The organism is Pseudomonas sp. LB-090624, from assembly GCF_003205205.1.
Classification (GTDB): domain Bacteria; phylum Pseudomonadota; class Gammaproteobacteria; order Pseudomonadales; family Pseudomonadaceae; genus Aquipseudomonas.
This window is the reverse complement of sequence record NZ_QJRL01000001.1, coordinates 128,153-153,617: the sequence shown is the minus strand read 5'-3', so window position 1 is coordinate 153,617 and position 25,465 is coordinate 128,153. Positions and strand designations below refer to the sequence as shown.

The following is a 25,465-nucleotide window of genomic DNA, read 5'->3' as shown; positions in this document are numbered from 1 at the left end:
TTGTGCCGCGAATGGGCCGCACAGCGGCCCCCGATTTGTCACGTTACAGCGAGTGAATCAGATCACTCGATCTGACCATGGCAATGCTTGAACTTCTTGCCCGAACCACACCAGCACGGCTCGTTGCGGCCCAGCTTCAGGTCGTTGCGCACCGGCGCCGAGGCAACTGCCACTTCGGCACCCTCCTCGCTCAGTTGCTCGCTCTCCAGGCCAGGGGCGGCGGCGTGCTGGAACTGCATGCGGCTGGCCAGCTCCTCGGCTTCGCGACGCAGGCGGGCTTCTTCTTCGGCCGGGTCTTCGCGACGAACCTGGACGTGCGACAGCACGCGGATGGTGTCGCGCTTGATCGACTCCAGCAGCTCCTGGAACAGGCTGAACGACTCGCGCTTGTACTCCTGTTTCGGGTTCTTCTGCGCATAGCCGCGCAGGTGAATACCATGACGCAGGTGGTCCATGGTCGACAGGTGGTCTTTCCACAGGTCGTCCAGCACGCGCAGCAGGATCTGCTTCTCGAAGGTACGCAGGGCGTCGATGCCGGCCTGGTCTTCCTTCTCGGTGTAGGCGGTGGTGATCTCGCTCAGCAGCTTCTCGCGCAGGGTTTCTTCGTAGAGGTGATCGTCCTCGTCGAGCCACTGCTGGATAGGCAGTTTCATGGCGAAATCGCTGGCCAGGGAAGCTTCCAGGCCGGCCACGTCCCACTGCTCGGGCAGCGATTGCGGCGGAATGTGCTGGCTGATGGTAGCGTCCAGGACTTCCTGACGGAATTCGACGATGGTGTCGCCGATGTTCTCGGCGGCCAGCAGGCTGTTGCGCATGTGGTAGATCACCTTGCGCTGCTCGTTGGCCACGTCATCGTATTCAAGCAACTGCTTGCGGATGTCGAAGTTGCGGCCTTCGACCTTGCGCTGGGCTTTCTCGATGGCGTTGGTGACCATGCGGTGCTCGATGGCCTCGCCCGACTGCATGCCCAGGGCCTTCATGAAGTTCTTCACCCGGTCAGAGGCAAAGATGCGCATCAGGCTGTCTTCCAGCGACAGGTAGAAGCGGCTGGAACCCGGGTCGCCCTGACGGCCGGAGCGGCCACGCAACTGGTTGTCGATACGGCGCGATTCGTGGCGCTCGGAAGCGATCACGTGCAGACCACCGGCTTCGATCACCTGCTGGTGACGCTTCTGCCAGTCGGCCTTGATCTGGGCGATCTGCTCGGCAGTCGGGCTTTCCAGCGCGGCCACTTCGGCTTCCCAGTTACCCCCCAGCAGGATGTCGGTACCACGGCCTGCCATGTTGGTAGCGATGGTCAGCGCACCCGGGGCGCCGGCTTGCGCGATGATCTCGGCTTCCTTCTCGTGGTACTTGGCGTTCAGTACCTTGTGGTCGATGCCTTCCTTCTTCAGCAGGTTCGACATGTGCTCGGAAGTTTCGATCGTGGCAGTACCCACCAGGATCGGCCGGCCCTGCTTCATGCTTTCCTTGATATCGGCGATGATCGCGGCGTATTTCTCGTCGGCGGTCAGGTACACCAGGTCGTTGAAGTCTTTACGCGCCAATGGCTTGTTCGGCGGAATGACCATGACGTTGAGGGCGTAGATCGACTGGAACTCGAACGCTTCGGTGTCGGCGGTACCGGTCATGCCGGACAGCTTGGTGTACAGGCGGAAATAGTTCTGGAAGGTGGTCGAAGCCAGGGTCTGGCTCTCGGCCTGGATATTCAGGTTTTCCTTCGCCTCGATAGCCTGGTGCAGGCCTTCGGACAAGCGACGGCCCGGCATGGTGCGGCCGGTATGCTCGTCGATCAGCAGGACCTGGCCGTCCTGGACGATGTATTCGATGTTGCGGTGGAACAGCTTGTGCGCACGCAGGCCGGCGTAGACATGGGTCAGCAGGCCCAGATTGTGTGCCGAGTACAGGCTCTCGCCTTCCGCCAGCAAGCCGGCCTGGGTCAGCATCTCTTCGATGAACTGGTGACCGGCTTCGTTCAGCTCGACCTGGCGGCTCTTCTCGTCGATGGTGAAGTGGCCTTCCTGGGTGACCTGGCCTTCGACCTCTTCGATGTGCTGGGTCAGGCGCGGGATCAGGCGGTTGATCTCGATGTACAGCTTGGAGCTGTCCTCGGCCTGGCCGGAAATGATCAGCGGGGTACGCGCTTCGTCGATGAGGATGGAGTCGACTTCGTCGATCACGGCGAAATTCAGCTCACGCTGGAATTTCTCGTCCTGGCTGAACGCCATGTTGTCGCGCAGGTAGTCGAAACCGAATTCGTTGTTGGTGCCGTAGGTGATGTCGGACGCATAGGCGGCGCGCTTTTCTTCAGGCGGCTGGAAGGCCGAGACGATGCCGACCGACAGGCCGAGGAACTCGTACAGCGGGCGCATCCAGTTGGCGTCACGACGGGCCAGGTAGTCGTTCACGGTGACCACGTGCACGCCCTTGCCGGACAGTGCGTTGAGGTACACCGCCAGGGTACCGACCAAGGTCTTGCCTTCGCCGGTACGCATTTCTGCGATCATGCCCTCGTGCAGGGTCATGCCGCCGATCAGCTGCACGTCGAAGTGGCGCATGCCCATCACACGCTTGCCGGCTTCACGGGCCACGGCGAAGGCTTCGGGCAGCAATTGGTCCAGTGTCTCGCCTTTGGCCAGACGCTCCTTGAACTCTGCGGTCTTGCCCCGCAGTTGCTCGTCGGAGAGGGCCACCATCTTCTCTTCGAAGGCATTGACGATACTTACCGTCTTGAGCATGCGTTTGACTTCACGCTCGTTCTTGCTTCCAAAAAGTTTTTTTAACAAAGGCGCAAACATATCGGCAGGATCTTCCACACGTAGGGATGGAGGGCGGCCCCATGAGTCGCCCGTGCAGCCCTGAGGCCGCATGCGAACGAGCATTCTACCCGGAAACGATGGTGAGGAAAGTGGTGGATTTCCACGATGCTATTACAGCGTTTTGGCGGGGGCTTGTCTTAGATAGGGGCATTTTCCCTGAGTTCAAGCCTTGGCAACATGAAAGCTATCGAGAACTGGTCTTATCTCTCGCTGCCCCGCCACCCTCCTCGATGACACGCCCACGAAGAGGCCGGTGCAGACTACAGAGGTGGTAAACTGCTGATCTTGTCACCTCATGCACGGTCCCATGGCCTATAAACCCTCCCCCGCACAGCCACCTTCGGCCCTGCTGCGCCAGGTCCGCCCGCTGCGCCTGCTGCTGAACCAGGCCGAACGCCTGGAGTACTTGCAGCGCCTGCTGGAAAGCCAGTTGCAGCCGGCCGCCCGCGAGCACTGCCACGTGGCGTCCTGGCGCGATGGCACGCTGTTGCTGGTAGTCACCGACGGCCACTGGGCAACCCGCTTGCGCTATCAGCAGAAACGTCTGCTGGCGGCGTTGCAGGCCATGGAGGCCTTCGGCAACCTCAGGCGTATTCTGTACAAGGTGCAGCCGCCGCTGGTGCCGGCCAAACGCGGCGGGCATGCCGCCGAGCTGTCCAATAGCGCCGCCGAGAGCTTACGTGATACCGCCGAGGGCATCACCGACCCCAAGCTGCGTGCAGCACTGGAACGGCTGGCCGCCCACGCCCAGCACAAGCCATAAAAAAGGCCACCCGAAGGTGGCCTCAATGAACTAGAGAGTGTTCGAACTTACACGGCCGCGACAGGGCGCATGTACGAGATCGGTGCCGTACTGGCATCTTCGAAAGTGACCACTTCCCAGGCATCGGTTTCAGCAATGAGCTTGCGCAACAGCTGGTTGTTCAGCGCGTGGCCGGACTTGTAGCCCTTGAACTCGCCGATCAGGCTGTTGCCCAGCAGATACAGGTCGCCAATGGCGTCGAGGATCTTGTGCTTGACGAATTCGTCATCGGAACGAAGGCCGTCTTCGTTGAGCACACCAGTCTCGTCGACCACGATGGCGTTCTCGACACTGCCACCCAGCGCAAGGTTGTGCTTGCGCAGGTACTCGATGTCACGCATGAAGCCGAAGGTGCGGGCGCGGCTGACTTCCTTCACGAACGAGGTGCTGGAGAAGTCGACAACCGCACTCTGGGTCTGGCCCTTGAGGACCGGGTGATCGAAGTCGATCTCGAAGCTCACCTTGAAACCGTCGAAAGGCAGGAAAGTGGCGCGCTTGTCGCCCTCTTCCACAGTTACCTCACGCAGGATGCGGATGAACTTCTTGGCTGCGTCCTGTTCTTCCAGGCCGGCAGACTGAATCAGGAATACGAAGGGACCGGCGCTGCCATCCATGATCGGCACTTCCGAGGCGGAGAGCTCGACGTAGGCGTTATCGATGCCCAGGCCCGCCATGGCGGAGAGCAGGTGCTCGACCGTATCGACCTTGACGTCACCGTTGACCAGCGTCGTCGACATGGTTGTCTCGCCGACGTTGGCCGCACGCGCAGGAATCTCGACCACAGGGTCGAGGTCGGCGCGGCGGAAGACGATGCCGGTGTCAACAGGTGCAGGCTTGAGGGTCAGGTATACCTTCTCCCCGGAGTGCAGACCGACACCTGTGGCACGGATGGTATTCTTCAGGGTGCGTTGTTTAATCATGGCATTGGCCGCTTCAGCGCAAATTGCGAACAGGTATCAACAAAGGCTGGGGATGATAACAGACCCAACCTTTGATGAATACCAATCACCTTTATACCCCTGATAAATTCCATTAATCAGCCTGACGACGCAGGAATGCCGGGATATCGAGGTAGTCCAGGTCATCCTGAGGGTTCAGTTTAGCGGCTGCGGCAGCACCTGCATGGGCCTGGTTACGCATCACGGTCGGGCGCTCCAGGTCACGGTAGTTGACCGCTGGCTGCTCTTGACGAGCCGGCGCCGGGTTGGAGGCTTCATACGCCTGCTGAGCAGTCTGCAGGGTGTTGTCGACCACCTTCACAGGCTTCTCGATGCGCGCGCCCAGGCCGGTGGCCACCACGGTCACGTGCAGTTCGTCACGCATGTCCGGGTCGATCACGGTCCCGACCTTGACCATGGCGTGGTCGGAGGCGAAGGCTTCGATGATGCTACCCACGTCGGAGTACTCACCCAGCGACAGGTCCGGGCCTGCGGTGATATTCACCAGAATACCGCGGGCGCCCTGCAGGTTGACGTCTTCCAGCAGCGGGTTGCGGATCGCTGCCTCGGTGGCTTCACGGGCGCGGTTCGGGCCGCTGGCACAGCCAGTACCCATCATCGCCATGCCCATTTCGCCCATCACGGTGCGTACGTCGGCAAAGTCGACGTTGATCATGCCCGGACGCTTGATGATGTCGGAAATACCGCGCACCGCACCGGCCAGTACATCGTCGGCCTTGGCGAACGCGGACAGCAGGCTGGCGTCCTTGCCCAGGATGGTCAGCAGCTTCTCGTTGGGGATGGTGATCAACGAGTCGACGCTTTCAGCCAGCATGCGGATGCCTTCATCGGCGATCTGCATGCGCTTGCGGCCCTCGAACGGGAACGGACGGGTCACCACGGCAACGGTGAGAATGCCCATTTCCTTGGCCACTTCGGCAATGATCGGTGCGGCACCGGTACCAGTACCGCCGCCCATGCCGGTGGTGATGAACACCATGTTGGTGCCCTGCAGCACTTCAGCGATGCGCTCACGGTCTTCCAGCGCAGCCTGACGGCCGACTTCCGGATTGGCACCGGCACCCAGGCCCTTGGTCACGCCAGTGCCCAATTGCAGGATGGTGCGCGCGCCAATGTTTTTCAGCGCCTGGGCATCGGTGTTGGCGCAGATGAATTCCACGCCTTCGATGCTGCTCTTGACCATGTGGTTGACGGCGTTGCCGCCACCACCACCAACGCCGATCACCTTGATGACCGGGCTTTGCGGGACGTTGTCTACGAGCTCGAACATTTTCCCTCTCCTTACAGTTCTCTAGTTGTTGCGCCTACCACTACTGCTTTGAAACTTAGAAGTTGCCCTGGACCCACCGCTTGAAGCGCTCAAGCACTGGGGCCTTCGGTTCATCGCCATAGCTGTTGCTGCTGCTGTTGCCGGTCAGGGGCAGGTCTTCGGACTGCTTCTGCAGGCCGTAGGTGAGCAAGCCCACGCCGGTGGAATAGATCGGGTTGCGCACCACGTCGCTCAGCCCCCGAACGCTGTGCGGCACGCCCAGGCGTACCGGCATGTGGAAGATTTCCTCGGCCAGTTCCACGGCGCCTTCCATCTTCGCGGTGCCGCCGGTGAGGACGATGCCGGCCGGCACCAGGTCCTCGTAGCCGCTGCGGCGCAGTTCGGCCTGGATCAGGGTGAAGAGCTCGTCGTAACGTGGCTCTACCACCTCGGCCAGGGCCTGGCGCGACAGCTCGCGCGGTGGGCGATCGCCCACGCTTGGCACCTTGATGGTCTCACCGGCGCCGGCCAGTTTGGCCAGGGCGCAGGCGTAGCGGATCTTGATTTCTTCGGCGTACTGGGTCGGCGTACGCAGGGCCATGGCGATGTCGTTGGTCACTTGGTCGCCGGCAATCGGGATTACCGCGGTGTGACGGATAGCGCCCTCGGTGAAGATGGCGATGTCGGTGGTGCCGCCACCGATGTCCACCAGGCACACGCCGAGCTCCTTCTCATCGTCGGTCAGCACCGAGTAGGCCGAGGCCAGCTGCTCAAGGATGATGTCGTCGATTTCCAGGCCGCAGCGGCGTACGCACTTCTCAATGTTCTGCGCCGCGTTTACCGCGCAGGTGACCACGTGCACCTTGGCCTCAAGGCGTACACCCGACATGCCCAGCGGCTCGCGCACGCCTTCCTGGTTGTCGATCACGTAGTCCTGCGGCAGGGTGTGCAGCACGCGCTGGTCGGCCGGGATCGCCACGGCCTGGGCCGCGTCGAGTACACGCTCCAGGTCAGCCAGGCTGACCTCGCGGTCACGGATGGCGACGATACCGTGGGAGTTCAGGCTGCGGATGTGGTTACCGGCCACACCGACGAATGCCGAGTGGATGCGGCAGCCGGCCATCAGTTGCGCTTCTTCGACGGCGCGCTGGATCGACTGCACGGTGGACTCGATGTTCACCACCACGCCTTTTTTCAGGCCGCGGGACGGATGGGTACCGATCCCGACGATTTCCAGGGTGCCGTCCTCGCCCACTTCGCCGACCAGCGCCACCACCTTGGAGGTGCCAATGTCCAGCCCGACGATCATTTTGCCGCTATGCGCGTTTGCCATGGTCCTGCCTCTCTCTAATTCTTCGCAACGGCGGGTTGGGCCGTCGTCGGTGCAATCGGTTCCCGCCAGCCAACGGCAAGTCCGTTGGAGTAACGCAGATCAATGCGGGCGATAGTGCTGATCTGGTCTTTGAGCGTTTTGTCGTAAATGGCAATGAAACGGCGCATCTTCTCCACCAGATGGTCGCGCCCCAGCAGCAGCTCGATGCCTGGCCCGGCGCTGCTCGCACCGGTAGTCAGGAACCAGCTGCCTCGCTCGCGCAGCTCCAGGCGAGCGATGGAAAAGCCCAGGGGGCGCAGCATCTGGCTCAATACCTGATACTGCTGCATGACTTGTTGCTGGGCACGCTGTGGCCCGGCCAGTTGTGGCAGGTGTTCGTAGTTGGCCAGCTCGCGCGGGGTGAAGGCCTGGCCCTGGTTGTTGAGCAAGGCCTCGTCCCCCCAGCGTGCTACCGGCAGTTGCTCTTCAAGGCGGATCACCACCTCGTCGGGCCATACGCGGCGCACTTCGGCGTGAGCGATCCACGGCATCTGCTCGAGCTCCGCGCGCATCGCTGGCAGGTCGACACTGAAGAAGCTCGCCGCCACGTAGGGCGCGATCCGCTGCTGCACCGACTGCTGGCTGATGTAGCTGAGGTCGCCCTGCACGTCGATTTTGGTAATCGGCCGGTCGGCGTACGGCATCAGGCGAATGGCACCCTCGTAGGCGCCAAAGCCTGCCGCTACCAGCAGCACCGGCCACAGCAGGCGCTTGAGGCCGCCCAGGCTTGGCCGCGGCAGGCGCGCCGATACGGGCTCGTCGGCCACCAGCCGGCTGGCACCACGCGGCACCGGCTTGCTACGGCCGGTAACGGGTTGCTGCTGACGTATCATCGCGCCTTGCATGATGGTTAACCTCGCGTCGCCATGCTTTCGGCCAGGATCGCCAGCACCAGTTGCTGGAAGTCCAGGCCGGCCGCGCGGGCCGCCATGGGCACCAGGCTATGATCAGTCATGCCGGGTGCGGTGTTGACTTCGAGCAGCCAAAACCGGCCCTGCTCGTCCTGCATCACGTCCAGACGCCCCCAGCCTTCGATGCCAATGGCGTCGCAGGCGCGTGCGGTCAGGTCGATCAGTTCCTGTTCCTTGGCGCTATCCAGGCCGCACGGGATGCGGTACTGGGTATCGTTGGCGATGTACTTGGCGTCGTAGTCGTAGAACACGTGCGGTGTACCCAGGGCGATCGGCGGCAGCACTTGGCCGCGCAGTACCGCAATGGTGAACTCCGGGCCGTGGATCCACTGCTCCACCAGTACCTGGGAATCGTATTTGGCGGCTTCCTGCCAGGCGGCGACCAGCTCCTGGGCGCTGTTCACCTTGGCCATGCCGATGCTAGAGCCTTCATGGGCGGGTTTGACGATCAGCGGGAAGCCCAGTTCCGTACTGGCTTGCAAACAATCGTTTTCGCTCGCCAACACCGCGTGGCGCGGGGTTGGAATACCCAGGCTCTGCCACACCTGTTTGGTGCGCAGCTTGTCCATGGCCAGCGCCGAGGCAAGGATGCCGCTACCGGTGTAGGGAATACCCAGGCACTCCAGCAGGCCTTGCATGCTGCCGTCTTCGCCGCCGCGACCGTGGAGGATGATGAAGGCGCGGTCGATCTTCTCGCTTTGCAGGCGCTCGAGCAGGTCGTCACCGACGTCGATGGCGACCACGTCGACACCGGCCTTGGTCAACGCGTCGATCACCGCAGCGCCGGATTTCAGCGACACCTCGCGCTCGGCGCTCTTGCCACCGTACAGCACAGCCACGCGGCCGAACGCTGTCACGTCCAGGGTCGAGTGCAGCTTGTCGTAGGCGCTGGTCATTTCGACTTCTCCTGCTTGGCGCCAGCGAACAGCGGGCTTTTCATCAACTGCGGGGCCAGGCCACCGACATCACCGGCACCCTGGCAGATCAAGATGTCGCCAGCGCGCAGCAGTGGCTTGACCAGCGGCGCCAGCTCGGCACCGCGCTCGATGTAGATAGGGTCCAGCTTGCCGCGCTGGCGGATGCTGTGGCACAGCTGGCGGCTGTCGGCACCTGGGATCGGCTCTTCACCGGCCGGGTAGACCTCCATCAGCAGCAGCACGTTGGCATCGCCCAGCACCTGGACAAAATCGTCGTACAGGTCGCGGGTGCGGCTGTAGCGATGCGGCTGATAGACGATCACCAGGCGGCGGCTTGGCCACCCACCACGCACCGCCTTGATCACCGCCGCCACTTCGGTCGGGTGGTGGCCATAGTCGTCGACCAGCATCACGCTGCCGCCTTCGACCGGCAGTTCGCCGTACACCTGGAAGCGCCGGCCGACACCCTGGAAGCCGGACAGGCCCTGGATGATGGCCTCGTCAGTGATGCCTTCGTCGGTGGCGATGGCGATGGTCGCCAAGGCGTTCAGCACGTTGTGGTTGCCGGGCATGTTCACCGACACCTCCAGCGGCTCGCGGTCACGGCGCAGCACGGTGAAGTGGGTCTGCATGCCCTGCTGGCGCACGTTGATGGCGCGGATATCGGCCTCTTCGCTAAAGCCGTAGGTCACGGTCGGACGCTTCACCTGCGGCAGGATTTCGCGCACGACCGGGTCGTCCAGGCACATCACTGCCAGGCCGTAGAACGGCAGGTTGTGCAGGAACTCGACGAAGGTCTTCTTCAGTTTGTTGAAGTCGCCTTCGTAGGTTGCCATGTGGTCGGCATCGATGTTGGTGACCACGGCCACCATCGGCTGCAGGTGCAGGAAGCTGGCGTCGCTTTCGTCGGCTTCGGCGATCAGGTAGCGGCTGGTGCCCAGTTGAGCATTGGTACCGGCTGCGGTCAGACGGCCGCCAATGACGAAGGTAGGGTCCAGGCCGCCGGCGGCGAATACCGAGGCCAGCAGGCTGGTGGTGGTGGTCTTGCCGTGAGTACCGGCGACAGCCACGCCGTGGCGGTAGCGCATCAGCTCGGCCAGCATTTCGGCACGTGGCACCACCGGGATGCGACGCTCGAGGGCAGTGGCAACCTCTGGGTTGGCCGGGTTGATGGCACTGGACACCACCAGAACATCGGCGGTCGCAGCATTCTCGGCGCGGTGGCCGACAAAGATCTCGGCGCCGAACGATTCCAGGCGCTCGGTGACCGGCGAGGCTTTCAGGTCGGAACCGGACACTTCATAGCCCAGGTTCAGCAACACTTCGGCAATGCCACACATGCCCACACCGCCGATACCGACGAAATGGATACGGCGGATACGGCCCATCTTTGGCTGGGGCATGGCTTTCTGGCTCTCAACCATGGGCCACCTCCAGGCAGATGTCGACCACGGTGCTGGTTGCGGCAGGTTTGGCCAGGCGCCGTGCGGTGCCTGCCATGACGTTGAGTTTCTCGGGTTGCATCAGCACCTCGTTCAGGCGTTCAGCGAGCTGCGCTGCGCCAGTTGTCGCTTGCGGCATCAGGAAGGCAGCGCCTTCGCGGGCCAGATATTGGGCGTTGTGGGTCTGGTGGTCGTCGATCGCGTGCGGCAAAGGCACCAGCATCGAAGGCAAGCCTGCTGCCGCCAGCTCGCTGACGGTCAGGGCTCCAGCCCGGCACACCACCATGTCGGCCCAGCCATAGGCCTGGGCCATGTCTTTGATGAAAGGCTCTACCTGAGCCGTGACACCTGCCTCGTGATAACGCTCGGCGGTGATCGGCGCGTGTTGCTTGCCGGCCTGGTGGAACACCTCTGGCCGCAACGCGGCGGGCACTTCGGACAGGGCCTTAGGCAACAATTTGTTCAATGGTTCCGCACCCAGGCTGCCCCCCAGCACCAACAGGCGGGCACGGCGCTCGACCAAGGGCGCACGTTGGGCGTCCATGAACAGCTCCGGGCGCACCGGGTTGCCGGTGGTGCGACGCTTGTCGCTGGCCTCGAAGGTGTTCGGGAAAGCTTCGCAGACCCGCGCAGACAATGGCACCAGCAAGCGATTGGCGGTGCCGGCGCGGGCGTTCTGTTCGTGGATCACCAGCGGCACACCGCAGAGCCGCGCAGCCACGCCGCCGGGGCCGGTCACGTAGCCGCCAAAGCCCAGTACGCAGACCGGCTTGAGCTGGCGAATGATGCGCCGGGCCTGCAGCACGGCCTTGACCAAGGTGAACGGTGCCTTGAGCAACGACAGCTTGCTTTTGCCGCGCAGGCCGCTGACCTGGATCAGGTGCAAGGGCAGACCGGCCTGTGGCACCAGTTCGTTTTCGATGCCACGCGGGGTGCCCAGCCAGTGCACGCTGTAGCCGCGCGCCTGGAACTCCCGGGCGCAGGCCAGGGCCGGGAACACGTGCCCCCCGGTACCACCGGCCATGATCAGTACGTTCTTGCCATCAGCGGCCATGACTGGTCTCCTCGGCAAAATCGCTTTCACTGAATTCATGTTCCTCGCTACCCAGGTGCGTGCGGCTTTCCCACTCGATGCGCAGCAACAGGCCCACGCAGGCGCAACAGATCACCAGCGAGCTGCCCCCATAGCTGAGGAATGGCAAGGTCAGGCCCTTGGTCGGCAGCAGGCCGACGTTCACGCCGATATTGATCAGGAACTGGCCGATCCACAGGAACGCCAGGCCGAACGCCATGTAGGCGGCAAAGAACTGCTTGGCCTTTTCGGCCCACAGGCCGATGTACAGGGCCCGCACGGTCACGAACACGAACAGTGCGATGGTCACCAGCGAGCCGACCACACCCAGCTCTTCGGCCAGTACCGAGAACACGAAGTCGGTGTGCGCTTCAGGCAGGTAGAACTGCTTCTGTACGCTGTTACCCAAGCCCACGCCCAGCCATTCGCCACGGCCGAAGGCAATCAGCGCCTGGGTCAGCTGGTAGCCAGAACCGAACTGGTCGGACCACGGGTCGGTAAAGGTGATCAGCCGCGCCATCCGGTAGGGTTGCGCCTGCACCAGCACGAACACTGCGACCACCGCCAGCACCACCATCAGACTGAAGCGGAACAACCCCACCCCGCCGAGGAACAGCATGGCCGCCGCCGCGCCCATCATCACCACGGTGGCGCCGAAGTCAGGCTCCATCAACAGCAGGCCGGCCATCGGCAGCAGCACGATGAACGGCTTGAAGAAGCCCATCCAGCTTTCGCGCACTTCGGTCTGCCGACGCACCAGATACCCGGCCAGGTAGATGACCACGAACACCTTGGCAATTTCCGAAGGCTGCACGTTGAAGAAGCTGAAGCCGATCCAGCGCATCGAACCGTTCACTTCACGGCCGATACCCGGCACCAGCACCAGCACCAGCAAGCCAAAGGCACCAATCAGCATCATGAAGCCCATGCGCTGCCAGGTGGCGATCGGCACCAGCATGGTGGCACCACAGGCGACCAGGCCGAGGAACACGTACACCAGGTGACGGAACATGTGGTAAAGCGGGTTGCCCGACTGCACCGCAGCCACTTCCGACGAGGCCGAGGTGATCATCACCAGGCCCAGGCCCAGCAAGGCCAGGCAACCGGCAAGCATCGGGAAGTCGAGGTCGACGCCACGGCCACTGATCAGCGGCGACGGATAAGGCTTGAGGATGCCGAAGATCATGCAAGGCCTCCCGCTGCCTGGGCGAACAGGCGGCCGCGTTCTTCGAAGTTTCTGAACATGTCGAGGCTTGCGCACGCCGGCGACAGCAGCACGGCATCGCCAGCCTGGGCCAGTTCGGCACATTGCTGTACGGCGTCGTCGAGGGTCTTGACCCGGACCAGTGGCACGTCATCGCCCAGGGCCTCGGCGAGGCGCTCGGCATCACGGCCAAGCAACACCACGGCGCGGCAGAAGCGCTTGACCGGCTCGCGCAATGCGGTGAACTCGGCACCCTTGCCGTCACCACCGGCGATCAGCACCAGTTTGCCTTCGATATCGGCCCCCAGGCCTTCGATGGCGGCCAGGGCCGCCCCGACGTTGGTAGCCTTGGAATCGTCGTACCAGCTCACGCCATTGCGCTCGCGAACCCACTGACAACGGTGGGCCAAGCCCCCGAACGCCCGCAGGGCTTCAAGCATGGGCTCGAATGGCAACCCGGCAGCATGGCCCAGCGCCAGCGCCGCCAGGGCGTTGCTCTGGTTGTGCGCACCACGAATCTTCAGCTCGCGCACCGGCATCAGCGCCTGGAATTCGAATGCCAGGTATTTCTCACCATCCACTTCGCGCAGGCCGAAGGCTTTGAAGTCAGGTTGGTTGAGGCCGAAGGTCCAGCATGGGCGACCTTCCACCGGCAACGGCCGGCTGAGGGCGTCCTGGCGATTGACGACAACCTGCTTGGCACCCCGGAAGATGCGGTGCTTGGCCAGGTGGTAGGCGGGCAGGCCGCTGTAGCGGTCCATGTGGTCTTCGCTGATATTCAGCACGGTGGCCACTTCGGCGTTCAGCTGGTCGGTGGTTTCCAGCTGGAAGCTGGACAGTTCCAGTACGTACAGCTCGACGTCATCCGCCAGCAGGTCCAGCGCCGGAGTACCCAGGTTACCGCCCACGGCCACGCGCTTGCCGGCCTTGGCGGCCATTTCGCCGACCAAGGTGGTGACAGTGCTCTTGGCATTGGAGCCGCTGATGGCAATGATCGGCGCCTTGGCGTTGCGGGCGAACAGCTCGATGTCGCCGGACAGTTGCACGCCGCGTGCGGCGGCCTGCTGCAAGGCCGGGGTGGCCAGGGCCAGGCCCGGGCTCACGTACAGCTCGTTGGCGCGGCACAGGAAGTCCACGTCCAGCTCCCCACAGCGCACTTCCACCTGCGGGTAATCACGGCGCAGGGTGTCCAGTTCCGGCGGTTGCTCGCGGGTGTCGGCGACCGCAAAGGCAATGCCCCGGCTCGCCAGGAAGCGAACCAGGGACATGCCGCTCTTGCCGAGGCCGACAACGATGCGGAATTGGTCGGAAGCGATCAAGGACACGCTCATCTACCTCAATTTCAGGGTTGCAAGGCCAATCAGTACCAGGATCACGGTGATGATCCAGAAACGGACGATCACACGGGGCTCTGGCCAGCCCTTGAGTTCAAAGTGGTGGTGGATCGGCGCCATGCGGAACACGCGCTTGCCGGTCAACTTGAAGGAGGCGACCTGAATCACCACCGACAGGGTTTCCACGACGAAGATGCCGCCCATGATGAACAGGACGATTTCCTGGCGCACGATCACGGCGATGGTGCCCAGTGCGGCGCCCAGCGCCAACGCGCCGACGTCACCCATGAACACTTGTGCCGGGTAGGTGTTGAACCACAGGAAGCCCAGGCCGGCACCGATCAGCGCGCCACAGAACACGATCAGCTCGCCCGAACCCGGCACATAGGGGATCAGCAGGTATTCGGCGAACTTCACGTTACCCGACAGGTAGCAGAAGATGCCCAGCGCGCCCCCGACCATCACCGTCGGCATGATTGCCAGGCCATCGAGGCCATCGGTGAGGTTGACCGCGTTGCTGGAGCCAACGATGACGAAGTAGGTCAGCACAACGAAGCCGACGCCCAGCGGAATGGTGACGTCCTTGATGAACGGCAGGATCAGCGTGGTCTCGACGCTGGTCGGCGCGGTTTTGTACAGGAACACTGCTGCCGCCAGGCCGAACACCGACTGCCAGAAGTACTTCCAGCGACTCGGCAGGCCACGCGAGTTCTTCTCGATCACCTTGCGATAGTCGTCGACCCAGCCGATGGCACCGAATGCCAGGGTGACGATCAGCACCACCCAGACGTAACGGTTGCTCAGGTCGGCCCACAAGAGGGTGCTGACGGCGATGGCCGACAGGATCAGCGCGCCACCCATGGTCGGCGTGCCGGACTTGGACAGGTGCGATTGCGGGCCGTCGTTGCGCACGGCCTGGCCGATCTGGCGAATTTGCAGGGTACGGATCATCCACGGGCCCAGCCACAGCGCCAGGGACAACGCGGTCAGTACCCCCAGGATCCCGCGCAAGGACAGGTACTGGAAGACCGCGAAGCCTTTGTGGAACTGTTGCAGATACTCGGCCAACAGCAGCAGCATTAATGTTTCTCCCCGCTGGAACCGCACAATGCCGCAACGACGTTTTCCATCGCAGCGCTGCGCGAACCCTTGATCAAGATAGTTGTATTGCCGGCATTTTCGGCGCTAACTGCGTCGATCAGCTCAGCTTGAGTAGCGAAATGACGGCCATTGGCGCCGAACGCCTTGACCGCATGTGTCATGTTGGAACCCACTGCGTACAGGGCGTCGACCTTGCCACGCGCGTAGTCGCCCACCTGACGGTGGCCTTCTTCCGCCCATTGCCCCAATTCGCCGATATCCCCAAGCACCAGAACGGTGCGCCCGGAAAAGCCGGCGAGTATATCAATGGCCGCGCACATGGAGGTGGGATTTGCGTTGTAACTGTCGTCGATCACTCGCGCGCCGTTCGGCGCGATCTGCGCCACGGTGCGGCCCTTGACCGGTTGCACGGCAGCCAGGCCGGCGGCGATGCCACTCAGGCTCAGACCAACGGCATGCGCCGCAGCGGCAGCGGCCAAGGCGTTGCTGACATTGTGCTCACCCAGCAGATTGAGCTGCACGTCAACCACGTCGCCGGCGCCATGTAGCTTGAATGACGGGCACCCACGGGCATCGCGACCGATGTCGCTGGCATGGAAATCGGCGCTGGCGTTGCTGCGGGCAAAACTGACGACCTTGTGGTTACCGGCACGGGCCTTCCAGATGGCAAAGGCTTTGTCATCCAGGTTGAGAATGGCGATGCCGCCCTCGCCCAGGCCCTCAAGGATTTCGCCCTTGGCCTCGACAATCTTCTCCGGGCCGCCGAACTCGCCCACATGGGCCGTACCGGCGTTGTTGATGATGACCACCTGCGGCTGGGTCAGCCCGACGGTGTAGCGGATTTCGCCAATGCGCGAAGCGCCCAGTTCGATCACCGCGGCGCTGTGCTCCGGGGCGATCTCCAGCAGGGTCAGCGGCGCGCCGAGGTCGTTGTTGAGGTTGCCACGGGTAGCGTGCACCAGGCCACGGGTGCGCAGGATGCTGGCCAGCATCTCCTTGACCGTGGTCTTGCCGCTGGAACCGGTAATGGCTACCACTGGTTTGTCGTAGGCGGCACGGTTCAGTGCGCCGAGCTTGCCCAGCGCCAGGCGGCAGTCGGCCACCAGCAACTGCGGCAGGTCGACACCAGGAACTTCGCGCTCGACCAAAGCCGCGACCGCGCCTTTGGCTTTCACATCAGCTAGGTAGTCATGGCCATCGAAACGCGGGCCGACCAGGGCGACGAACAGTTGCCCGGCGCTGACGCTGCGGCTGTCGATGCTGACGCCGGTGAACGTGGCGTCGGCACCGACCTGTTGACCAATCCCTGCAGCAGCCAGCTGGCTGAGCGACATCGGCTTAATCATGTGGAGCCTCCCAGGCTGCAAGTGCCTTTTCGGCTTCGATCAAATCGGAGAAAGCATGGCGCTCGCCATTGATCTCCTGGTAATCCTCATGCCCCTTGCCGGCCAGCACGATCACGTCGTTGGCAGCGGCTGAGGCGATCAGGTGCGCAATGGCTTCCCCACGGCCGGCGACGAACTCGACGTCATCAGGCTGGGTGAAACCGGGGCGAATGTCGTTGAAGATGCCCAGCGGGTCTTCGGTACGCGGGTTGTCGTCGGTGACCAGCACGCGGTCGGCCAGGCGCTCGGCCACTTCGGCCATCAGCGGGCGTTTGCCGCGATCACGGTCGCCGCCGCAGCCGAACAGGCACAACAGCTTGCCGTGGGCATGCGGGCGCAGGGCTTCGAGCACTTTTTCCAGCGCGTCCGGGGTGTGCGCATAGTCGACCACCACCAGCGGTTTGTCGCCGCCACCCAGGCGCTGCATGCGGCCGACCGGGCCTTGCAGTTGCGGGATGACTTTGAGGATCTCGTCCAGCGCGTAGTCCAGCGCCAGCAGGGTTGCGACGGCGGCGAGCATGTTGCTCAGGTTGAAGCGGCCGAGCAGCTGGCTGCGCAGTGTGCGCTCACCTTGGGCAGTGACGAGCGTGGCGCGCACGCCATCGTCGTTGAACACGGCTTCGCGGCAGAACAGCGACGCGTCCGGGTTTTCCAGGCTATAGCTGATCAGCCGGGTCTCGATACGATCGGTCATCGGCTTGCGGGCGAAATCGCCAGCCAGACGGCGGCCGAAGTCATCGTCCAGGTTGATCACCTGGCAACGCAGGCTCGGCCAGGCGAACAGCTTGGCCTTGGCGGCCTCATAGGCCTGCATGCTGCCGTGATAGTCGAGATGGTCGCGGGACAGGTTGGTCATCACCGCGATGTCGAATTCCAGCGCGGCAACGCGGCCTTGCTCCAAGGCATGGGAGGAAACTTCCATGGCCACGGCCTTGGCGCCGGCTTTCTTGAGATCGTTCAGCGTCGCCTGCACGGCGATCGGGTCCGGCGTGGTCAGGCGCCCGCTCTGCAGCTCGCCGTAGAAGCCGGTACCCAAGGTGCCGATCAGGCCGCAACGCTGGCCGAGCAGGTCGAGCGCCTGAGCGACTAGTTGGGTGACACTGGTCTTGCCGTTGGTACCGGTCACACCGACCAGGTTCAACTGGCGGCTAGGCTCGCCATAGAAGCGACCGGCGATGTCCGACAGTTGGGCAATCAGGCCCTTGACCGGGATCAGCGGCACATCGGTCAGCGGCAGCACATTGGCGCCCTGCTCCTCGTAGGCAACGGCGGCAGCACCACGGGCCAGGGCATCGGCGATATGCTCGCGGCCATCGACCTTGGCGCCCGGCACCGCCAGGAACAGGTCCCCTGCGCGCACATTGCGGCTGTCCAGGGTCAGCTCACGGATCAGCGGGTCACGGCTGGCGTGGGCGAAAAGTTTGCTCAATGGCATTGTCATCATCCACGCCCTCCGTTGGCGGCTGCTGCATTGACTTGCGATTGCACGGCGGGCGCTTGCGCCGGCACGGGTGCAGGCGGCGGCAGGTTGTCTGGCGGCACGTTCATCAAGCGCAGGGTACCGGACATGACCTTGCTGAATACCGGTGCCGAAACCAGGCCGCCGAAGTAACCACCCTTGCCGGGTTCGTCGATGACCACGACGATCGCGTAGCGCGGGTCGCTCATCGGCCCGAAGCCTGCGAACAGCGAGCGGTAGGCGTTTTCGGTGTAGCCCTTGGAGCCCACGGTGGCCTTACGCGCGGTACCAGACTTGCCGGCTACGTGATAGAACGGCACCTGGGCGCGGAACACCCCACGTGGCGCTTCGATCACCTGCTGCAGCATGCCCTGCACAGTTTCGGCGGTTTCCTTCGGAATGGCCTGCACGGCCTCCGGGGCCTTGTCGACCTTCAGGATCGACAGCGGCACCATCTTGCCGTCGTTGGCGAGCGCCGCGTAGGCGTGCACCAGTTGCAGGGCGGTGACCGAAACGCCGTAGCCATAGGACAGGGTCGCAGTCTCGGCCTTGCGCCACTCCCGATGGTTGGGCAGGTTGCCGACGCGCTCGCCCGGGAAGCCAAGGCCGGTGTACTGGCCCAGGCCGACCTGGGACATGACCCGGTAGATCGCTTCGCCGCCGATATCGAAGGCAATCTTGCTCATGCCGACGTTACTGGAGTTGATCAGGATGCCGGTCAGGTCGAGGATTGGCCCCTCGCTGCGCGACACGTCCTTGATGGTGTAGCGGCCGATCTGCAGGCTGCCCGGGTACACCTCGACCTTGTCGGTGGGTTTCCAGCGGCCGCTTTGCAGTGCCGCGCTCATGGAAATCGGCTTGACCGTGGAACCCGGCTCGAACACGTCGATGATGGCCCGGTTACGCATGGCTGCCGGGAACATGCTGCGGCGGTTGTTGGGGTTGTAGGTTGGCTGGTTGACCATGGCCAGGACTTCGCCAGTCTTGACGTCCATGATCACCAGGCTGCCGGCCTTGGCGTCCTGCTCGGCGATGGCATTGCGCAGTTCGCGGGTAGCCAGGTACTGCAGGCGCAGGTCAATCGACAACGCCAAGGTCTTTCCGGCCTTGGCGTTCTTGGTTACCTGGATGTCCTTGATCAGCCGGCCGCGCCGATCCTTGATCACCTGGCGCTTGCCAGGCACGCCGGCCAACCACTCGTCATACGCCAGCTCTACCCCTTCGCGACCGTGGTCGTCGAGGTCGGTGAAGCCAACCATGTGCGCGGTGACATCACCGGCCGGGTAGAAGCGACGAAACTCTTCCAGGCCGTAAACGCCCGGCACTTTCAGGTCGAGCACGTGCTGGCCCTGCTCCGGGGTCAGCCCGCGGACCAGGTAGATGAATTCCTTGTTGGCCTGCTGGGTCAAGCGCTCGGTCAACTGCTGGGGGTTTTGCCCCAGCGCCGCGGCCAGCTGCGGCCAGCGCTCTTTGGAGGCCTGCATTTCCTTGGGGTTGGCCCACAGGGTGGTGACCGGAGTACTCACGGCCAAAGGTTCACCATTGCGGTCGGTAATCAACCCTCGGTGCGCCGGGATCGGGATGTGACGCAGGCTGCGCGCATCACCCTGGCCCTTGAGGAAATCGCGGTCGACAACCTGCAGGTCAATGATGCGCCAGCAAATCGCACCGACCATGATCGCCAGCAAGCCGATCACGACACGGAACCGCCACGGGTAAAGTGCACCTTCGAGCTTCATCATGGCGCCACCATCCGTACTTCATCAGCGGAAGGCACACGCATCTTGAGTTGCTCGGAGGCCAGGTTCTCGATGCGGCTGGCAGCAGTCCAGGTGCTCTGCTCAAGGATCAGCCGGCCCCATTCGGCCTGGGCCTTGTCGCGTTCGTTCAGTTCACCGTACAGGGTGTTGAGCAGCTGGCGGTTCCAATGCGCGCTGTAGGACACGGCAATGGCTGAAACCAGCACGCCAACGAACAGCAGAAGCATCAGGAAGCTTCCGCCTGGCAAGGGTTTGGCAAACAGCCTGCTCACCGCAGCTTCTCCGCCACACGCATCACGGCGCTACGCGACCGCGGGTTGGCCTTGAGCTCGGCTTCGGAGGCGAACTGGGCCTTGCCGATGAGCTTGATCTTCGGCTCGAAGACCTTGTGCTGGACCGGCAGGTTGCGCGGCAGGTTATCGGCCTCGCCCTTCACCAGCTTGCGCATGAACAGCTTGACGATACGGTCTTCCAGCGAGTGGAAACTGATGACTGCCAGGCGACCGCCGACCTCAAGCGCATCGAGCGCGGCTTCAAGGCCCGCCTCAAGGTCACCCAGCTCGTTGTTGACGTGGATCCGCAGGCCCTGGAAGGCACGCGTAGCCGGGTTCTTGCCCTTTTCCCAGGCCGGGTTGGCCACTTTGAGCACTTCCGCCAAATCGGCGGTACGGGTGAACGGCTGCTTTTCGCGGCGCTCGACCACGGCACGTGCCATGCGCCCGGCAAAGCGCTCCTCGCCGTACTCCTTGAACACGCGAGCGATTTCTTCCACTGGCGCAGTAGCAATGAACTCGGCGGCGCTCACCCCCTGGTCCGGGTTCATGCGCATGTCCAGCGGGCCGTCATTGAGGAAGCTGAAACCACGCTCTGGGTCGTCCAGCTGGGGCGAGGACACGCCCAGATCCAGCAGCACGCCGCTGACCTTGCCGTGCAGGCCACGCTCGGCCACTTCCGCGCCCAGCTCGGCAAAGCTGCGCTGCACAATGACAAAGCGGCCGTCTTCGGCCGCCAGCGCTTGCCCGGTGGCAATCGCTTGGGGATCTTTATCGAAACCCAGCAGCCGCCCTTGCGGCCCGAGCTTGCTGAGAATCAGCCGACTGTGTCCGCCACGGCCGAAAGTGCCGTCCAGATAGCAACCGTCGGCGCGCAGGGCCAATGCCTCGACAGCTTCGTCGAGCAGGACGGTGATGTGGTTGAAGCCGCTATCTATGGTCACAGGATCAGGTCACGCAATTCGTCGGGCATGGCGCCCGGTTGTTGAATAGCTGCAAGGTCGGCTGCCGAAACCGCGTTCCAGGCATCTTCATCCCACAGCTGGAATTTGTTCAGTTGCCCCACCAGCATCGCCTTCTTGTCGAGCTTGGCGTATTCACGCAGGCGGGGCGGCACCAGGAAACGCCCACTGCCATCGAGCTCCAGGTCAACCGCATTACCGATCAGCAAACGCTGCAGGCGGCGGTTTTCCTCACGCAACGATGGCAAGGCACGCAACTTGGCTTCTATCTGTTCCCACTCATCGAGCGGGTATACACACAAGCAGGGGTCTACGGCGTCGATGGTCACGATCAGTTGACCATTGCAACGCGAATCGAGCTCGTCACGGTACCGGCTCGGCATGGCGAGACGGCCCTTGGCATCGAGGCTGACGGCGTTGGCTCCGCGGAACACGGCTGCGATTCCCCACAATGTTAGCTTTTTTGTGCCAGAAAACCCACTTCATCCCACTTTCTGCCACTTGCGCACACTATAGGAATCCGCCCGCTGCACCGTCAAGGCACGTTCGGAAGGAAAAGCCTTACAGGACCGAGATTTAGCGCGATAAAGGAAAGTGGAAGGACTACCAACGCGAAAAAAACACGATAAAAATCAAACCCAGGCAAGCTCATGGAGTTCGAAGTTAAAGTGATTTATCAAGAGTAAGATTTTTTCGGTATTACCAGAGGGGATCTGCAACCGAATAAAGCAGGAAAGGAAAGGTGGAGAGTCGATCTGTAAGCCGGGTTTTGTCGAGGACAGTCATTCCTCTACGACGGCCATCACTGGACGCCTCTAGCAACCTACCCGGTTCCGACGCGGGCCACGCCTGATGGAACCCTATTTGGTCTTGCTCCGAGTGGGGTTTACCTAGCCACGAACTGTTGCCAGTCGTGCGGTGCGCTCTTACCGCACCTTTTCACCCTTACCGGCACCGAAGTGCTTAGGCGGTTATTTTCTGTGGCACTTTCCGTAGGCTCGCGCCTCCCAGGCGTTACCTGGCACTCTGCCCTATGGAGCCCGGACTTTCCTCCCCCCGCTTTTGCTCTACAAAGTAGCGGAACAAAAACAGGCAGCGACTGTCCGATCGACTCTCCGCCGACAAGGTTACCGGCACGCGCGCTCAAGAACAAGTGATAGCTCAATGTATGTCAATGAGCCATTACTGAGCTTTCTGTTTATCCAGTGCCGCTTGATACAAAAGATTCTTGCGCACGCCAGTGATTTCCGCTGCCAGCGCAGCCGCGCGCTTGAGCGGCAACTCCGCCAGCAGCAAGTCGAGCACACGCATTGCCTCGGTGCTGACCGCCTGCTCGCCCTCAGGCGCACTCCAACCACCGACCAGCACCACGCACTCACCGCGCTGCTGGTTGCTGTCACCGGCAACGAATGCACGCAATTCCGCCAGCGGCAGGCCCTTGAGCGTCTCGAAGGTCTTGGTCAGCTCGCGCGCCAGCAGCGCCGGGCGCTCGCCCCCGAATACCGTTTCCATGTCTTCAAGGCATTCGAGGATGCGGTGCGGTGCTTCATAGAAGATCAGCGTGCGCGGCTCTTCCTTCACCTGCTCCAGGCGCGCCCGACGCCCGGCCTGCTTGGCCGGCAGAAAGCCTTCGAAGATGAAACGGTCTGACGGCAGGCCGGCTGCCGACAGTGCAGCGATCAAGGCGCAAGCGCCCGGCACTGGCACCACGCTCACCCCGGCAGCCCGGGCCTGGCGAACCAAGTGGTAGCCCGGGTCGGAAATCAGCGGCGTACCGGCATCGGAGACCAGCGCCACATTTTCGCCGGCCAGCAGCTTGGTGAGAAAACGCCCACCTTCGTCGCGCTCGTTGTGCTCATGGCAGGCCGCCAGCGGCGTATCGATACCAAAGTGCTGCAGCAGGCGGATCGAATGGCGGGTGTCTTCGGCGGCGATCAGCGCCACGTCCGCCAGCACTTTCAGCGCCCGTGCACTCATGTCGTCAAGGTTGCCGATGGGGGTTGCCACTACATACAGCGTTCCCACCGAGGATTTCGAAGCCCCTGCCACATCAGTCACTGCGCACACCTGTCATTCGGATCAAAGGCGCCATTGTAGCCCGAGCGCCTGCAACAGGGCGCAAAGAACTTCACCGGCGGTCAGCGGCAAGCCACCTATAGTGAAGGATCGACACGGCAACATCGCGCCCCGGCCAGTGCTTGGGTACAATTGCCGGCCAACTTGATCGAGTAACAGGACCTTTACATGATCGCTTGCCTGCGGCTGCTCACAGCCCTCTGCCTCGCTGCCCTGCTCGCAGCGTGCGCCAGCTCGCCCTCATCCAGCCTGGGCGAACTGCCACGCACCCCGGATGCCAGCATCGAGCAACTGCTCGAAAAGGCCGCTTCCAGCAAATCTGCGGAAGACGCCGCCCTGCTGCGCCTGAGCGCGGCCGACCTGGCCTACAAGCAGAAGGACTTCCCCCGCGCCGCACGCATTCTCGAGCAAGTTCCGCTGGACACGCTCAAGCCGGCCCAGCAAGTGTTCGCCAGCACCCTCGCTGCCGAACTGGCCATGAGCCGCAACCAGCCCAAGGCGGCCCTGACCGCCCTGGCCCACCCCAGCCTGCAGCGCGTTGCCGAATTGCCGGCAGAGCAGCAAGTGCGCACCTATAGCGTGCACGCCGCCGCACTCGAGGCCGACGGCCAGGCCCTGGCTGCCGCGCAGCAGCGCGTCCTGCTGGCCCCGCTGCTCAGCGGCCAGGCCGCCAGCGCCAACAATGACGCCATCTGGGCCCTGGTGGCCTCGCTGCCGGCCGAACAGTTGCAGCAGCCTGGCAATGACCAGACCCTGAACGGCTGGACCAGCCTGGCCTTTGCCGTGAAGAGCGCCGGCACCCTGGAACAGCAGCAAGGCGCCATCGACACCTGGGTCAAGCAGCACCCGGACCACCCTGCTGCCCAGCAACTGCCACTGGCACTGACCAAGCTCAAGGAACTGGCCAGCCAGCCGCTGACCAAGATCGCCCTGCTGCTGCCCCAGGAAGGCCCGCTGGCCGGCGTTGCCCGCGCCCTGCGTGACGGCTTCATGGCTGCGCACTTCCAGGCCCAGCAAGCCGGCCAGCCAGCACCTGCCGTGCAGGTGTTCGACAGCTCGCGCATCGGCTCGCTCGACGACTTCTATCGCCAGGCCCAGGCCGCAGGCGTGCAACTGGTCATCGGCCCGTTGGAAAAACCGCTGGTCAAGCAACTGGCCGCCAAGCCGCAGTTGCCAATCACCACCCTGGCCCTGAACTATGCCGACGCCGGCCAGAAGGCCCCACCGCAACTGTTCCAGTTTGGCCTGGCTGCCGAAGACGAAGCCCGTGAAGTGGCCCGCCGCGCCCGAGCCGATGGCATGGTCCGCGCCGTGGCCCTGGTGCCGAGCGGCGAATGGGGCGATCGCGTGCTGGCCGCCTTCCGCCAGGACTGGGAAGGCAATGGCGGCACCCTGCTCGCCGCCGAGCGTATCGCCCAGCCGGTAGCGCTGGCCCAGCAAATTGCCGACCTGTTCCAGCTGCGCCAGAGCGAAGGCCGCGCCAAGAGCCTGCAAAGCACCGTGGGCGGCAGCATCGCTGCGCAACCGTCGCGCCGCCAGGACATCGACTTCATCTTCCTCGCCTCGACCCCGCAGCAGGCGCAGCAGATCAAGCCGACCCTGAATTTCCAGTACGCCGGTGACGTGCCGGTATACGCCACCTCGAACCTGTACAGCGCCAGCGGTGACGTCAACCAGTACAACGACATGAACGGCATTCGCTTCTGCGAAACGCCATGGCTGCTCGATACCAGCAACAGCCTGCGCCAGCAGGTAGTGCAGCAGTGGCCGCAAGCGGCCGGCAGCCTGGGCCGCCTGTACGCCATGGGCGTCGATGCCTACAGCCTGGCACCGCGCCTGGGCCAGCTGAAAGCGCTGCCGGACAACCGCGTCCTCGGCCTTTCGGGCAGCCTTAGCGTCAACGCCAACCAGCGCATCGAGCGCCAGCTGCCATGGGCCGAATTTGCCGGCGGCCAGGTTAAACGCCTGCCCGACACCCCACGCTGATGGCTGCAGCGTCGCCTACCAGCGCCGGGCAAGCGGCAGAAACCCAGGCCCTTGAATACCTTCAAGGGCAGGGGCTGCAACTGCTGGCACGTAACTGGCGATGCAAAGGCGGTGAGCTTGATCTGGTCATGCTCGACGCCGATACAGTAGTATTCGTCGAAGTCCGCTACCGGTTTCACGCGGGCTTCGGAGGCGCCCTCGACAGTATCGACGGGCGCAAGCAGAAACGGTTGGTGCTTGCCGCCAGCCTGTTCCTGCAGAAGGAGCCCCACTGGGGCAACCACCCCTGCCGCTTCGACGTAGTCGCCCTGCAGGGCAGCCACCATGCAGGCAGACCGCTTCAATGGCTGAAAAACGCCTTCGAATGCTGAACCCATTTCGTT

At 63.3% G+C, this 25,465-nt stretch carries 21 protein-coding genes and 1 other RNA gene; 3 read left to right on the top strand and 19 right to left on the bottom strand.

Annotated features, from left to right (window positions below; all coding sequences use genetic code 11):
- Positions 1-62: 62 nt before the first annotated feature.
- Positions 63-2,798 (bottom strand): preprotein translocase subunit SecA, encoded by a 2,736-nt coding sequence (gene secA, locus DMX11_RS00750; RefSeq protein ID WP_110742614.1) that lies wholly within the window; start codon positions 2,796-2,798, stop codon positions 63-65.
- 328 nt (positions 2,799-3,126) lie between these two features.
- Here secA and DMX11_RS00740 point away from each other — a divergent pair, with 328 nt between their 5' ends.
- On the top strand, positions 3,127-3,582 hold the full coding sequence (locus DMX11_RS00740; RefSeq protein ID WP_110742612.1) for a DUF721 domain-containing protein: 456 nt from the start codon (positions 3,127-3,129) through the stop codon (positions 3,580-3,582).
- A gap of 47 nt (positions 3,583-3,629) precedes the next feature.
- On the opposite strand, the gene lpxC is transcribed toward DMX11_RS00740, so the two are convergent.
- The 18 genes from lpxC to rsmI form a co-directional block, all read right to left on the bottom strand.
- Positions 3,630-4,541: a UDP-3-O-acyl-N-acetylglucosamine deacetylase gene (lpxC, locus tag DMX11_RS00735; protein WP_003260771.1), complete on the bottom strand. Its 912-nt coding sequence runs from the start codon at positions 4,539-4,541 to the stop codon at positions 3,630-3,632.
- 112 nt (positions 4,542-4,653) lie between these two features.
- The gene (gene ftsZ, locus DMX11_RS00730; RefSeq protein WP_012274054.1) at positions 4,654-5,850 is read right to left on the bottom strand and encodes a cell division protein FtsZ; all 1,197 of its coding nucleotides are present in this window, start codon (positions 5,848-5,850) and stop codon (positions 4,654-4,656) included.
- A gap of 55 nt (positions 5,851-5,905) precedes the next feature.
- Positions 5,906-7,162, bottom strand: a complete 1,257-nt coding sequence (gene ftsA, locus DMX11_RS00725; RefSeq protein WP_110742611.1) for a cell division protein FtsA — start codon at positions 7,160-7,162, stop codon at positions 5,906-5,908.
- Positions 7,163-7,176: 14 nt separating this feature from the next.
- Positions 7,177-8,046 carry a cell division protein FtsQ/DivIB gene (locus DMX11_RS00720; protein ID WP_025340544.1) on the bottom strand — a complete coding sequence of 290 codons (870 nt, stop codon included), beginning with the start codon at positions 8,044-8,046 and terminating at the stop codon, positions 7,177-7,179.
- A gap of 5 nt (positions 8,047-8,051) precedes the next feature.
- Complete coding sequence (locus DMX11_RS00715) at positions 8,052-9,008, bottom strand: D-alanine--D-alanine ligase (protein WP_110742610.1); 957 nt, start codon at positions 9,006-9,008, stop codon at positions 8,052-8,054.
- A complete protein-coding gene (gene murC / locus DMX11_RS00710) occupies positions 9,005-10,453 on the bottom strand; it encodes a UDP-N-acetylmuramate--L-alanine ligase (RefSeq protein WP_016713564.1) in 1,449 nt (482 codons plus the stop codon). The genes DMX11_RS00715 and murC overlap by 4 nt, the downstream gene beginning before the upstream one ends.
- Positions 10,446-11,525: an undecaprenyldiphospho-muramoylpentapeptide beta-N-acetylglucosaminyltransferase gene (gene murG / locus DMX11_RS00705; RefSeq protein ID WP_110742609.1), complete on the bottom strand. Its 1,080-nt coding sequence runs from the start codon at positions 11,523-11,525 to the stop codon at positions 10,446-10,448. The genes murC and murG overlap by 8 nt, the downstream gene beginning before the upstream one ends.
- A complete protein-coding gene (ftsW, locus tag DMX11_RS00700) occupies positions 11,515-12,729 on the bottom strand; it encodes a putative lipid II flippase FtsW (protein WP_110742608.1) in 1,215 nt (404 codons plus the stop codon). Before ftsW ends, murG begins: the two co-directional genes overlap by 11 nt.
- Complete coding sequence (gene murD / locus DMX11_RS00695; RefSeq protein ID WP_110742895.1) at positions 12,726-14,072, bottom strand: UDP-N-acetylmuramoyl-L-alanine--D-glutamate ligase; 1,347 nt, start codon at positions 14,070-14,072, stop codon at positions 12,726-12,728. Before murD ends, ftsW begins: the two co-directional genes overlap by 4 nt.
- A 6-nt stretch (positions 14,073-14,078) precedes the next feature.
- A complete protein-coding gene (gene mraY, locus DMX11_RS00690) occupies positions 14,079-15,161 on the bottom strand; it encodes a phospho-N-acetylmuramoyl-pentapeptide-transferase (protein WP_003251852.1) in 1,083 nt (360 codons plus the stop codon).
- The gene (murF, locus tag DMX11_RS00685; protein WP_110742607.1) at positions 15,161-16,528 is read right to left on the bottom strand and encodes a UDP-N-acetylmuramoyl-tripeptide--D-alanyl-D-alanine ligase; all 1,368 of its coding nucleotides are present in this window, start codon (positions 16,526-16,528) and stop codon (positions 15,161-15,163) included. The genes mraY and murF overlap by 1 nt, the downstream gene beginning before the upstream one ends.
- On the bottom strand, positions 16,521-18,008 hold the full coding sequence (locus DMX11_RS00680; protein ID WP_110742893.1) for a UDP-N-acetylmuramoyl-L-alanyl-D-glutamate--2,6-diaminopimelate ligase: 1,488 nt from the start codon (positions 18,006-18,008) through the stop codon (positions 16,521-16,523). The genes murF and DMX11_RS00680 overlap by 8 nt, the downstream gene beginning before the upstream one ends.
- Positions 18,008-19,765: a penicillin-binding protein 2 gene (locus tag DMX11_RS00675; protein ID WP_177410699.1), complete on the bottom strand. Its 1,758-nt coding sequence runs from the start codon at positions 19,763-19,765 to the stop codon at positions 18,008-18,010. The genes DMX11_RS00680 and DMX11_RS00675 overlap by 1 nt, the downstream gene beginning before the upstream one ends.
- Positions 19,765-20,058, bottom strand: coding sequence for a cell division protein FtsL (gene ftsL / locus DMX11_RS00670; RefSeq protein WP_110742605.1), 294 nt, complete (start codon positions 20,056-20,058; stop codon positions 19,765-19,767). The genes DMX11_RS00675 and ftsL overlap by 1 nt, the downstream gene beginning before the upstream one ends.
- Positions 20,055-21,002: a 16S rRNA (cytosine(1402)-N(4))-methyltransferase RsmH gene (rsmH, locus tag DMX11_RS00665; protein ID WP_110742604.1), complete on the bottom strand. Its 948-nt coding sequence runs from the start codon at positions 21,000-21,002 to the stop codon at positions 20,055-20,057. The genes ftsL and rsmH overlap by 4 nt, the downstream gene beginning before the upstream one ends.
- A complete protein-coding gene (mraZ, locus tag DMX11_RS00660; protein WP_004575120.1) occupies positions 20,999-21,454 on the bottom strand; it encodes a division/cell wall cluster transcriptional repressor MraZ in 456 nt (151 codons plus the stop codon). Before mraZ ends, rsmH begins: the two co-directional genes overlap by 4 nt.
- Before the next feature lie 308 nt (positions 21,455-21,762).
- Positions 21,763-22,135: RNase P RNA component class A (gene rnpB, locus DMX11_RS00655), an RNA gene on the bottom strand.
- Between the two features lie 67 nt (positions 22,136-22,202).
- Positions 22,203-23,078 (bottom strand): 16S rRNA (cytidine(1402)-2'-O)-methyltransferase, encoded by an 876-nt coding sequence (gene rsmI / locus DMX11_RS00650; protein ID WP_110742603.1) that lies wholly within the window; start codon positions 23,076-23,078, stop codon positions 22,203-22,205.
- Positions 23,079-23,264: 186 nt separating this feature from the next.
- Here rsmI and DMX11_RS00645 point away from each other — a divergent pair, with 186 nt between their 5' ends.
- A complete protein-coding gene (locus DMX11_RS00645; protein WP_110742602.1) occupies positions 23,265-25,082 on the top strand; it encodes a penicillin-binding protein activator in 1,818 nt (605 codons plus the stop codon).
- Positions 25,082-25,453, top strand: coding sequence for a YraN family protein (locus DMX11_RS00640; protein ID WP_110742601.1), 372 nt, complete (start codon positions 25,082-25,084; stop codon positions 25,451-25,453). The genes DMX11_RS00645 and DMX11_RS00640 overlap by 1 nt, the downstream gene beginning before the upstream one ends.
- Positions 25,454-25,465: the final 12 nt, after the last annotated feature.